Source organism: Bradyrhizobium lablabi (genome assembly GCF_018131005.1).
GTDB classification, from domain to species: domain Bacteria; phylum Pseudomonadota; class Alphaproteobacteria; order Rhizobiales; family Xanthobacteraceae; genus Bradyrhizobium; species Bradyrhizobium lablabi_D.
Genome location: NZ_JAFCJK010000006.1, coordinates 85,800 through 98,089 on the forward strand (window position 1 = coordinate 85,800; position 12,290 = coordinate 98,089).

Below are 12,290 nucleotides of genomic sequence, written 5' to 3' on the forward strand. Positions count from 1 at the left end.
ACGGCAGGGCCGTCGCGCCCTCGGGGTGCGCCTGGAACGCTGACGTCGCTGTTTTTAAGGGTTCTAAAACCCATCGCAGGCAAGCGCTTGACCCTGCCACGACCTACTGAAAAACAGGCTCCATGACAGGCGATCCAACAAGCCCCCAGGACATCCGGCTCGGCGATGCGGCTCGCGGCTTTGTCGGAAAAATACGCAGGCTCGATGCGCTTCAGACCGGCTCGGGCTCGTCGCTCTCAGCCCAGGAACTGGAGCAACGGCTGGTGGAAATGGGCTTTGTCGAGGGCGCGCGCGTGGAAATCCTCCATGAGGGCGCGATCCGGCGTGATCCTATCGCGGTGCGCGTCGACAGCGCCACCATCGCCCTGCGCCGGAGCGAAGCCATGGCCGTTATCGTCGAATGACAACCGCACCCCTGCGCCTTGCGCTGGTCGGCGCACCCAATACCGGCAAGACCACGCTGTTCAACAGCCTGACCGGCAGCCGCCAGAAGGTCGCGAACTATCCCGGCGTCACCGTCGAGCGAAAATCCGGCAGCTTCGTCACGCCGGACGGCCACAGCGTGACCGTGCTCGACCTGCCCGGTACCTATTCGCTGCGCGGCCGCAGTCCGGACGAGGAGATCACCCGTGACATCGTGCTCGGGCGTTTCCCTGGCGAGGCGGTACCCGATCTCGTGCTCTGCGTCGCGGACGCGACCAATCTGCGGCTGACGCTGCGCCTCGTGCTCGAGCTCAAGCGCGTCGGCCGGCCGATGATGCTCGTGCTCAACATGATCGATATCGCAAAGCGCCGCGGCGTGACGATCGATCTCGACCGCCTGTCGCAGGAGCTTGGCCTGCCGATCGTGACCTCGGTCGCCGTCCGCAAGGGTGGCATCGACGAATTGCTGCGGCGAACCGACGAATTTTTGAGCCGCGCGGATGAGACGGCAACGGGCAATCAGTGGACCGCGCCGACAATCGGCGACCTCAAGGCTGCGCAGCGCGAGGCGGACCGCATCATCGCCGCGAGCGTGACGCTACCGGCCAAGCCCGACACGCTGACCGCCCGGATCGATGCCGTCGTGCTGCACCCGATCGGCGGCCTCGCGATCCTGGCGCTGATCCTGTTCGTGATGTTTCAGGCGGTGTTCAGCTGGGCGCAGCCGGCGATGGAATTTCTGTCGGACAGCTTTTCCGTGCTCGGGCAACTGATCCGTGACGTGCTGCCCGAAGGCCTCCTGCAGAGTTTTCTGCAGAACGGCGTGATCTCCGGCGTCGGCAGCGTGATCGTGTTCCTGCCGCAGATCATCATCATCTTCCTGTTCATCCTGCTCCTGGAAGATTTCGGCTACATGGCGCGCGCGGCGTTCCTGATGGACCGCATCATGGGGGGCGCCGGCCTGCACGGCCGAGCCTTCATTCCGCTGCTGTCGAGCTTTGCCTGCGCGATCCCCGGCATCATGGCGACGCGCGTGATCGACAACCGCCGCGACCGCCTGACCACGATCCTGATCGCGCCGCTGATGACCTGCTCGGCGCGGATTCCCGTCTACACCCTGATCATTTCAGCCTTCGTCCCGGCGAAGACGCTGTGGGGCTGGGTCAATTTGCAGGGGCTCGTGATGTTCGGCCTCTACGCCGCGGGCATCACCAGCGCGCTGACGGTTTCGGCGATCGCCAAATTCTTCCTGTGGCGCGACCACGCGCCGGCGCCGTTCATGCTGGAGTTGCCCGACTACAAGCTGCCGCGGCTGCGCAGCATCGCGATCGGTGTCTTCACCCGCGCCAGGATGTTCCTGTACCGCGCGGGTACCACGATCCTGTCGATGATGGTGCTGATCTGGTTCCTGGCGTCGTTCCCCACTGCGCCCGCGGGTGCCGAGGGGCCGGCGATCAACTACAGCTTCGCGGCGATGATCGGCCACGCGCTCGAGCCGCTGCTCGCGCCGATCGGCTTCAACTGGCAGATCGCAGTGGCGCTGATTCCGGGCATGGCGGCGCGCGAGGTCGCGGTGGCCGCGCTCGGCACCGTCTATTCGATCGAGGGCGGCAAGGAGGCGGCCGACCAGATCGGCCAGGTGCTGGCGCAGAAATGGGGCCTTGCGACCGCGCTGTCACTGCTCGTCTGGTACATCTTTGCTCCGCAATGCGCCTCGACGCTCGCAGTGATCCGCCGCGAGACCGGCAGCGCGAAGTGGATGGTCTTTACCTTCGTTTACATGCTCGCGCTGGCCTATGTCGCGAGCCTGCTGACCTTCAATCTGGCGCGGGCGCTGGGCATCTCCTGATGTCTGGCGACAATTAAGTCTTGGCGGATCGGGCGAAAAAAGCCTGCGTTTGCAGGGACCCGGATTTCTGGGAAGAACTAAAGTCTTGGCAATTTTCTCGGTTGCACTCGCTTCGGGCGCCAAAAAGTTTTGGCAGTTTGCCTGCGGGCCGGTAACCGTCAGATGTTGTTGAGTATTTTTACTTTGACCGAAGTCGATCCAGGGTTTTGACGTTTCTTCGTCCAACCCCTTCGTCTCCGCGCGGATACCCACGCTGGAGTAGGAATAACAGCCGACACCTCGGCTTTGGACAACGGGTAATCATCCAGGTGAGAGCGAATGAGCCTAAAGCCTAATTCCTCGGATAGTCTTGTTAACGTGGGATTGTCACCCCGATTTCGAATTTTGACGAATGCCACACGGATGCTCGACGCTAGGTCGCTGTCGGAATGAGCGGGCACCGGCAAACGGCCAACGACTCTCTGATGGCCTTTTTGTTCGAGGAGCCATGCCCTATCATGCTTGAGCAGGGCTTGGTACGTAGAACGAGACCTATCTCGTCCCCACTCCTTTCGCAATTTCGCGATATCGTCTACCGACTTCTCGAGTTTCGACTTCTCACAGGAAATCAGTTTCGATGCAGTCCGATGAGATACCTTCATTGCCGAGGCAACGGCGCGAACATTAAGATGCTTCGCGAACAGATCTTGAGCTCTCTTCTGCTGAAAACTGCTCCAGCGTGAAACTACTATCCTGTCAGGCATCAGCGGGTCATCGTCTTTCGCCTTGTGGAAAGCAAAGTTGAGACCGCATCTACATCTTGCATGAAAATAGTCATAGCCCAGTCGAGACACGCGTCTGACAACGTTTGTTAGCCGAAAACCATCGGGATGCTTCGCGTATTTGTTCGGGCACTTCCAACCATACAACGACTTTTCGGGGAGAAGCCCTGAGAAGCCTCGAACCTCGAGATAATTCTCAACGAACGTTTGGACCAGCACATTCGACAAAGGATCCCTGGGGCTGTCGCTGCGAAATAAAGAGCGACCTGTCCGAAACCCAATCTTTCGCAAAAAGTCGCGGCCAAAAAATTCGACAAAGCAACTGATCAACAGATCGGTGTCAGTTTTCTCGCTTCCAAAGTTGAACCCGTATTGTCTCGCAATCTGAGCGTAGGTTACCCCGACCTCGAGCCGTGTCCATTTGCTACACGTGCCGTCTAAGACAGCCCCGCATCGGGCAGCGATCTCCCTGGCCAGTTGGCGTTCACCTCTCGCTAGTGAAGCGCATTCAACTCCGCCCTTAGAAAACAATATAGTCGCATCATAATAATGTCCTCCCGCGGCTTGTGCTGGAAGACTCCGCAGAAGAATTTGATCGTGAATCGTGCAAACGACCACTCCAGGCAATTGATGATGCCGACGCCAATAGGTTTCGCCGAGATTGGCGACGTCCTCGGAAGCGCAGCGCGGGCAGTACCGTAGCTCAACCGAATGGCGGAGGTTCCCGCGTCCGGTGGCCAGCACGTTTTCACCGGCTGCACACATTCTCCGCACGCTCTCCAAGTAAACGCTTGGCTCAAAAAATGCGCCGTAGAATGGCAGAAGCGAATGCCGTTCCACGATTTCGTGCGATTTCATTCCCCATGAATTACTGGTCTGGCTCGCTATCAGATCTAACTCGCTCCCGAACCCGACTGAACACCATCTTTTTCCAATGATCGCTCGGATCGCGTCTGACGTGCTCTTCGGCGAAAAGTACGCCAAGTATCGAGCTACAACTGAATATAGCAGTTCATCTGGGTACGGAGACGGCAATTGCGCTGCCATGCGAGTTCCCTACTCGTGTATAAGTAGACCAGCCTTTTTCAACTCCGAGACCATGTCAGAGCCGTCCGCCTTTGCTCTTTCGAGCATTGCGATTAGGCCCGCGTCTTTGCCATCTTTTCTGAGAGCGGCCGATATCTCGTTGACTAAAGTGTCATCAATGCCGTCATTACATCTGTTGCGCGAAAGAACCTCACGGACGATTGCCGCCGCCTCGTTTGGCGGAACGCCCACCTCTTCCAGATTCTTCTTCAGCTTGATAGCCGACCACGATCTGCCTGATGTATCGGGCTCGGGTACGATCGACGGCTTTTGGAGAGAAGCGCTCTGAAGACTACCGTCAACGGCATCTATGCAGCCATTGAAGAAGTCTTCAAAAAGAGCCAGGTCGCTCGCTTTGCCTGAACGCAGCGCTCCAAGCGCTGGTTGCAGCAGAGCAAAGCTTTCCGAGGCCACCTCAGATATTAGCCTCTTTGTAATGAGTTCCTTTTCGCTGCGAATAGCTTCGAGTTGAACCAATTGATAGAGGCGCACTGCTAGAGCCGTTATGCCCTGCGTCTCAAAAAACATCGCATCCGACAATTCATCTGTCAGAGGCGTCGGTTTGGCTGTCCACTGGAATGGCCACATCCTGTCGATGAAATATCTCCATTCTGTGCCTGGCTTCATGCGGTCCCAGTAGATCGTGCCCGCGTCGCTGACACGCCGCGCCTCACGGAACATCACCGAAAGCAGCTTCTCGGCCCTCGGCGTTCCGACAAGGACAAAAGGTACCTTCACATCGTTTGCAAACGTCACGAAAAAGTTGAGCATTTTGGCCAGCCCCACTCCGGGCGCGTCCAGCAGATGCTGAATTTCATCGATAACAAGTACGCCGACGTTATGCTGGGCAGCGATCTTCGCGACATCCAAGACCAACTTGTCAATTTCAGTCCTGTTTCCTACGACGCGGTAGTGTTTGGTACCTAGCTTCTTGTCAATTTGGGCGATGATGGAGAGCAACAACTGTTTCAGGCTGCCATCTAGGGGGCAATCTACCTTAAGCCAGACTAGCTGCATAAACCGATATTGCGGATGGATCAGCGCCTGCGGATAGTAAGAAAGGATACGCTCGACGATCGAGCTCTTGCCCATACCGGAGACACCGAAGATGGAGAAGCTCGGCGCCGTTGATGGCTTTGGCAGCGTGATGGGGACGATAGCGCCCTTCATGCTTTGACGATAGAATTCAACCTGTGCCTTCTTGAAGTCGGGCCCCGCCGGATTTCGGTATTCGTAACCGCCGCGGATAACCAGCCCCATTTGCTCGACCACCGCAAAATGCTTTTGCAGCGGGACGAAGAAGTTTCTGAGGCCTAGGACCAAGAGCATGCGGACGTAAGCATCCTGAAGCCGGTCTTCTTCAGCGTGCTCAGGACTTGTTCCAATAGCGCCAAGGAGTTCTCTAGCAGTTTTGAACCTCGGTAATGCGTCGATCAGTGGATTTCCGGCCTGGTGTAGGGCTGACTCCGCATAGATTGCCGGAATCAATTCATTGTCCTGCTCTCCGGATAAATCAGGTGCCACGATCATTGTCCTTCCGCACGGGGCTTAAGTGGGAGAGAAATTTCATCGCATAATCTTCGGTGTCTTCATCGACAGTATCTTGGTCTGGATCGGGAACAATGGCTGGTGACGTCAGTGTTGGAGAGAGGTCAAATACCTCTGAGCGGCGCTGAAGTGCCTTCTCTGCCTTCTTGTTCTCGCTGATTTCGGCAACCCTTTTAGAAGCGGATACATCCGGGTCCCGGACCGCGAGTGTCTCCCTTGCTGCCGTCGACGCAATCTCCTGCATTTGTTCATCGATACGAATTCGCCGTGCCTGACGCTTCTCTTCGCCCTTTGCCTTCACGACCTTTGCCTCATGCGATACCTCTTGATACTCGGCGAGTGACGTTTCGATGAGCTCTTCGGATACCTTCATCAGCTCACAAGTCTCGAAGCCGCCCGGGAGAGTCCGGTTCAGCAGATACATTTTGTCCAGCGAGCGTGGATCAAAGCAGATTATCTCCGACCAGGTTCCCTTAATCCTCGCGCGGGAGAACCATTCTTCTCGCCGCGCCGTTGCACACGTGTAGAATCCGCCCCGGAAGCGAATGCCTTTTTCTGTCACCCGGGCGCGATCACGGGGCATCACGTTTAGTGCGACGTGATCCACTTCGAGTCGCCGGAGTTTCCCGCTCCGATTTTCTATGCCCCACTTCCAGCGCTCAAGAGGGACTGGTCCCATGCCTGCAGTAGTCATCGGTGCTGGCGTCTTGATCTCGGTCACCGCCTCCCCATTGTGCTCTAGGACGGCGCGAATCATAAATTTAGTGAATTCTCGAAGCGTCAACTTGGCGTCCAAGCGGTAGTCGCGCACGCCTCGCTGCCCGAAGTCTTTCTCCACATACCCTGGAATGAAGGGTGAGAAGATTGTCGGAACGATACCAAATCGGCGTTCGACTATAGCTTTCAAATCGGCTCGGCCAGATGCCGCGTTTCCTATCTGAATGTTCAGAGTGTCTACTATGCGTTGGCCGAGATCGCAGCTCGCCAATTCGCCTTTGTCCGCCAAAATGGTCCTTGGAGCATGATGCGAAGGCCACTCATCCTCGTCGATTTCAATCTCATATTGAGCGCAAAATTCAACCTTCGGCGTAACCATATTAACGAGAGCCATCATTGCCCCAATCCACGATGGCCCTTCGAAGCCGACATACAGGCCCGTAATCAACCGGCTCCATACGTCGATCACGAAATAGACTGTCGGGCGGCCAACGATCCGATTGCGATCCAACTTAGAGACCAGATACACGTCCGCAACAGTCGCATCGACCTGAAACATATCGCCTGGGCCGTGGGTATTCTGTTCGCCACTGCCGCCGAGCCCACGTGCGGTCAGTTCGAATTTTTTCTGTCCATTGCGTGCGCGAAATCGGTGACTATGCGAATAGTTAGTTTGAAGAAAATAACGAAGTTGACGCTCTGTAGGACGATCGTCCCTAAGTGGGTGGTCATCGCCCCCGCGAGCTTCGGGATTTTTGTAGAAAAGTCTAACGATGTGGTCGAGGGCCCCTTTTTGGCTGATCTTCTTGGAAGTTAGATAATAGTCTGCCGCGATCGTCAGATGGGCCCGCTTCTCTTCGTCGACAGATGCTCCAGTACCATCAGAGATAGAACGTGGCCTGCCGATTTTGGCAGCTCCTTTGCTGTTTCTAAGCTTCCCTCGTCCGCCGCATCTCGCGAAGTCCGGCCTCAGGGCGTCCTCTTTCATGCCGCGCTGCCAGTAGCGCATTATGAGGTTCTCAAGCGTTGATCTTGGAACATTCTCGGCCTTCATGACCGAGTCAAACCTTGCCTTCCGCAGCTTTTTGAACAGCAGATCGTGGCCGTCATCGTTTCCTATAAGCAGATTTACGAGCTTCCATCGCTTAGCCTGCGCGTCATCGGTGGCTGTGGTGTCACCGAAGTTATAGATTGACGGCGGCCAAGGGTCTTCGTGTTCGAGACGGTATTTCGGCTCCAATTCATTTGGTCCAGTGATGATCGTCGCATGCTCAACGGGGAAGGGCCAGTGCTTCTTAAAGACGTCAAAGAGCCACACGTAGCCGAACAAGCCGTCGTTGCGCACGACGCGGAGCAGCCGCTCCCCGTCGGACAACTCCCTTATCAGGACTCGCTCCACAAGATGGGCGTTCAGGATGGCGCTCATGATGATGCTAGATTGATGCTGAAGTACCTGCACGGCTGTTCTGACAGAACTGGCTTCGCCAGGTCGACGAGAAGATGCTTTTTACAGAGCAGGCGACGCACGATCTGCAAGCTGTTGCCTATCTCTAAGCCGAGCGACCTGTCGAGCCAGACACACATTTCGCCAAGGAGGTGATCTTGATGAAGCGCCAGGGCGCCGGCCAGATTTGTGGACACTGCCGTTTCGACTGCGGGATCTATATCTCCCGGTCCGGTCGTATCGAACATCCATTCGAGGTTAAAACTTTTGGTCGTCCGGAGCGAGGATTCGGAGCGGATAAACCACGGTATACCTCGGCGACTCCAATACACGCGTTCGATCTCCAGTTTCTCAATTATTCGGGTCTTGTCGAGTTCGTCGTCAGGCTTGATCGCAATCGCCCGCTCGAACTGAAATCCGGCACCGGCTCGCGTTTCAACTAGATCCGTCGTCATTACGATCGGCACCCCCTTGTATCCAGGATGTTTGACGCCTAGCGCGGCAGCGATTGCGAGTGTTTCTGGTCGATCGAGCGGGAATTGCTCGCGGATGTCGATCACGGTGTCATCGAATGTGCTATGGAGAAATGCGTAGTACTCGATGTCGGATAGGAAATGGTGTTGGCGACCGGTTCTCGCGAAGAATACTCGATGCGTGCGTCCATGCGATGGAACGTCAGATACGATTAACCATGGCTTGTAGCTCGCGCCGTGCCCCTTACCACGCCCTTCCTTCAAGAAGCGCTTGATGCGCTTTTCGGTCCAATCGTATCTCGAGCGAGCCATTCCAACTCCGGCCATCGAAGATCGCCACCTGTCTGGTGACACTCAGTTCTTTCGACGGTTTTCGGCCACGATATCGGAGGCCAAATCGTAAAATTGAGTTCACGTTAAGCTAAGTTGCCCGAGGTGCCGTAGAAGATGGTTGTCAAATGACGAACTAATGGATTGGCAAGCGCTTTATGTTTTTGAGGCCGATACTAAAGTAGAGGGGCCAATGCGTTGGCCGTTTGCGGCAAGCCGCAGCGCCCCAATCCAGGCTAGATGGAAAATCGTCCGATACGCATCGGGGAATGAGGCCAGTCTCTCTGTGAGAAACCCCAGCTCGACCGGGCCGGATCTAACGGTTTCCAGTGCTAACATCCGCAGATGGACCGAGATGCGGACATCACGGCACATGTAAATGGTTCGAGCATTCTCAAGTCTCGGGAATGCCAGGATGTCGACTTCCTCAAGCGTCCACACGCGCAGTTTAGAGTTACAGCACAGGGGCGCGCGCATCGGGATCGCTTCGCCGGCGTGCTTAATTCGAAGTTCGAACAAACCTTCGAGCCGGCGGACGAGTATCAAGTTCTGCATGCGAGTTTCACCAGGCCTTTCGAACTCCGAGACGAATTTCATGGCCTGGACGTTCGGTTCGAGGGTGGCTTGTATCAAGGCATCCGCGAAGAGTTCTTCGGTGTACGAAATGAAGCCGTGAACCTTCGGCGAAGAGAAGTGCTTTGCAAGGGTCATGGCGTCTGGTCTGACTCTACATGTGGATTCGCCAGCGTCTTCGCGCGATCACGGCAATCGTAGTCAGAGCCGCTAGAGCTCCACCCAATCCGCCTCGATTATCTCCGCACACGCGCGCTCCAGGAGTTTCCAGACGCTTTGGCGCCGTTCGTGCGCAAGCACGATGCAATCGCCGTTCCGAGAGGAAGTGCCGGTTAATGGGTTCGCCGCTTCGAGCGCATCGACGCGGTAATCGGAGAGGTCCGCTAGATAGCTAATATTGGCGATCCGCATTGACGCGATGGTGAGGCGCCGATCCGTATCTCCGCCGGGCAACAATTCGATCGTCACGTTCAACATTTGCGATCCATTCAAGCTAGATGCCGCTGGAGCCGTCCATGACTTCGCAGAGTGCGACCAACTGTGTCGCATGCGAGATCTTTAGCGGCGCCACGAGCTCGGACGAGTCGAACAAGGCCGCGCAACTAGCGGGCACCGTGGCCAGCGAGGTGAAATGTCGCTCGCGAGCCGTTCTTCGTTGGGGGCGGCTCTATGCACCCTGGCTTCGGCGGCCACAACCAGGTTGGTCGCGACGGGCTTGCCTGGAGGGCTCCGCGGGGGCGGGGCCCCTTTCGCTGGAAAGAAGAGGCGCAGTCGTCCCTTCTGATCCTGCAATTGCGCGCGCGGTGCTCGAAGCCCATTGAGCGGCGAGGGCGACTCTGGCGTTGGTCATGACCTGCCTCCTAGTTCAGATTTCGACTACAAAATGTGGATTGAAATTTGGGTTGTCCCAGGTTTGCTGGCGGCTGGGCAGCCACGGCCCGTAGCCTTTCGAGTTGGACACAACGCGCGTGGCACCGATCAAGGCGTCGAAGGATTCGTGGGTGTGACCATAAACCCACAGATCAGCCGGCCGGAGCGCGCCGCGCCCGTCGTCCCTCGCTGGAGACATCAACGCCGTCAGGTCGGAGCGATAAGCTGCGGTCAGGATCTCATCCTCGGTCGGCGTGTTTGACAACAGTGCGCCACTGAAGAAGGGCGCGTGGTGAGTGACAATCACTAACTTTCCAGATCGAGCCTTGCGCATCTCGCGCTCCAGAAACGCACGGGAAGCCAGGTGCCGATGGAGTGCATACTTTGGCCGGAAGCGATCTAGATAGGCGTTCATCCGAATCTTCTTGAAGTCGTTCATCCGGTCTGCAGCAACGCCGAAGGCGCGGCGCTGATCACCAAATAGGTTGAAGTCGGTCCATAGGGTCGCTCCGGCGAAGACCACGTTGCCGAGCTGAACAGTCTCGTTCTGTACAACGCTGATATGGCTGCCCATGGCAGCCTCCTTCGCTTTCTCGATCGTTTTGTCGAGATCGGTCCCGTAAAATTCATGATTCCCGGCGACGTAAATGCATGGCTTTTCCGGGACACGTTCGATCAACCACTTCACGCCGCGCTCCATGCGCGGAATTAGGTCGCCTGCGATGATCATGACGTCGTAATCTGGACGCTCGACGGGGCCCGGGAGATCCCAACCGCGCGTGAGCTCAGCGTGCAAATCGGAAAGAATCCAGAGCCGCATCGCCTACTCATCAATAGCGAAGGAGCCAGTGTCGACGTCAGGAGGAGCGTGTACTTCGACCGAACCGGCGGGCGTCAACCGTCGGAAGCCGCCGTCCAAGCCTTTGCACCAAGAAGTCGGCTCGGACGAGCTCCGGGACGCCGTGAGACTGGACCGCGCAGAGCATCGCCAGGCGATCCCGACCGCGGACGATTTGACTGCTCTAGGGTCCAAGCACGAGCGTTTGGGGCCCAAGAGGTGCATCTCGGATATCCAATCGCAAAAGGTCTGCGCAGGCGAGAGAGCAAACCGCCGCGAGAACGTCGCAGGCGGGCCGGGAGCGATCCGCAAGCTCGGTGATGGTCTGTGGCCCTTGTTCGAGTGCTACCGCGAGCCTTAACCGGTCAAGTAATGAGACCTGGTAGCCGGCATGTGACCAAACTATGCGCGAATTCGAAAACAGCGGCTCGCGTTGGATATCTTTCGCATCCCGCTCGAGCAAACGCAGGCCGTGTTGCTCCATGACAAAGATGAGGCGGGCTTCCTCTTCATCACGGCGCTCGGGGCGTGTTTGATAAACCCTAAGAAGAAATGTACCGTCTTCCCTTCGAAGCACAGCGCCGGCCAACGATATGGGCGGACACTCTATCTGGGGCCCCGTACGATAGCGGATCTCGCGGACAGAAGGGTCCAAAGAAGCCTGTTCTAGAGCATAGCGGAGTAGCGAGTCATACACCGGTATCGCAGCGCGGCATTTGCAACTAGTAAAAAGGAGCTGTCGCGCGACAGGATGGCGGACTTTTCGAAATCGGGCATTGCTCATCGCGATCATTTGCGTCCCTTTCTCTGTTCTGAATAGAAAACCACACAAGGCGCGGTTCGCTGCCAGGATCGGGCATCGTCGACAGTCGTCTGCTAAGCCAGATTGGCTTCAAACGTCCGCTTGGGAGCATCGCTCTAGTTGCTTGATATGAAATCGGCCCTGAACGGCCGATCGGCCAGTTCGGCTCGCACGTTCAGTTGATGTACTATATAGCGTACAAAAAGATTACGTCGAAGCTATGGCCCATCTCTTTCACTTCGGATTTATCGAAAGTTTGCTATTACGAGCTCGGCTCACCATCTTCTGACTGCTTCGGTTCTCACCGGTCTGAATTGAGTAGCTCAGCCGCTTCCACACCCAAAGCTGCTGCTAGGCGCACAAGAGAGTCCAGCGTCGGGTTCGCCGCTCCTCGCTCTATCTGGCTAATTAGCGCGCGCCGAACTTCGGCTTCGTCCGCTAGATCGGCTTGGGTCATTCTTTGGGCGCGCCTAAAGTCCTTCACCTTCCGGCCGAGAGTAGCCCTCGCACGCTTTTGAATTGCCGCAAAGGACTCAAATTCTCTCACGGCTACCCCGCAAATCCTCTACTCCGAGG

The 12,290-nt window shown here is 56.9% G+C and carries 10 protein-coding genes; 2 read left to right on the forward strand and 8 right to left on the reverse strand.

All coding sequences use genetic code 11. The features are described from left to right. The first annotated feature begins 122 nt into the window (after window positions 1–122). Both JQ553_RS19095 and JQ553_RS19100 read left to right on the forward strand, forming a co-directional pair. On the forward strand, window positions 123–404 hold the full coding sequence (locus JQ553_RS19095) for a FeoA family protein (protein ID WP_212501559.1): 282 nt from the start codon (window positions 123–125) through the stop codon (window positions 402–404). Continuing rightward, window positions 401–2,272 carry a ferrous iron transporter B gene (locus JQ553_RS19100; protein ID WP_212501560.1) on the forward strand — a complete coding sequence of 624 codons (1,872 nt, stop codon included), beginning with the start codon at window positions 401–403 and terminating at the stop codon, window positions 2,270–2,272. The genes JQ553_RS19095 and JQ553_RS19100 overlap by 4 nt, the downstream gene beginning before the upstream one ends. A gap of 158 nt (window positions 2,273–2,430) precedes the next feature. On the opposite strand, the gene JQ553_RS19105 is transcribed toward JQ553_RS19100, so the two are convergent. The 8 genes from JQ553_RS19105 to JQ553_RS19140 form a co-directional block, all read right to left on the reverse strand. After that, window positions 2,431–4,080 carry a TnsD family Tn7-like transposition protein gene (locus JQ553_RS19105; RefSeq protein WP_212501561.1) on the reverse strand — a complete coding sequence of 550 codons (1,650 nt, stop codon included), beginning with the start codon at window positions 4,078–4,080 and terminating at the stop codon, window positions 2,431–2,433. A 9-nt stretch (window positions 4,081–4,089) separates the two neighbouring features. Continuing rightward, window positions 4,090–5,649, reverse strand: a complete 1,560-nt coding sequence (locus tag JQ553_RS19110) for an ATP-binding protein (RefSeq protein ID WP_212501562.1) — start codon at window positions 5,647–5,649, stop codon at window positions 4,090–4,092. Then, window positions 5,633–7,810 (reverse strand): DDE-type integrase/transposase/recombinase, encoded by a 2,178-nt coding sequence (locus JQ553_RS19115; protein ID WP_212501563.1) that lies wholly within the window; start codon window positions 7,808–7,810, stop codon window positions 5,633–5,635. The genes JQ553_RS19110 and JQ553_RS19115 overlap by 17 nt, the downstream gene beginning before the upstream one ends. Next, the gene (locus JQ553_RS19120) at window positions 7,807–8,613 is read right to left on the reverse strand and encodes a TnsA endonuclease N-terminal domain-containing protein (RefSeq protein WP_212501564.1); all 807 of its coding nucleotides are present in this window, start codon (window positions 8,611–8,613) and stop codon (window positions 7,807–7,809) included. The genes JQ553_RS19115 and JQ553_RS19120 overlap by 4 nt, the downstream gene beginning before the upstream one ends. 174 nt (window positions 8,614–8,787) lie before the next feature. Further along, entirely contained in the window at window positions 8,788–9,342 is a 555-nt protein-coding gene (locus tag JQ553_RS19125) for a hypothetical protein (RefSeq protein WP_212501565.1), read from the reverse strand. A gap of 72 nt (window positions 9,343–9,414) precedes the next feature. Next, window positions 9,415–9,681 (reverse strand): hypothetical protein, encoded by a 267-nt coding sequence (locus JQ553_RS19130; protein WP_212501566.1) that lies wholly within the window; start codon window positions 9,679–9,681, stop codon window positions 9,415–9,417. 388 nt (window positions 9,682–10,069) lie between these two features. After that, window positions 10,070–10,894: a metallophosphoesterase gene (locus JQ553_RS19135; RefSeq protein ID WP_212501567.1), complete on the reverse strand. Its 825-nt coding sequence runs from the start codon at window positions 10,892–10,894 to the stop codon at window positions 10,070–10,072. A gap of 1,121 nt (window positions 10,895–12,015) precedes the next feature. After that, window positions 12,016–12,261, reverse strand: a complete 246-nt coding sequence (locus JQ553_RS19140) for a helix-turn-helix domain-containing protein (RefSeq protein ID WP_212501568.1) — start codon at window positions 12,259–12,261, stop codon at window positions 12,016–12,018. Between the last annotated feature and the right edge of the window lie 29 nt (window positions 12,262–12,290).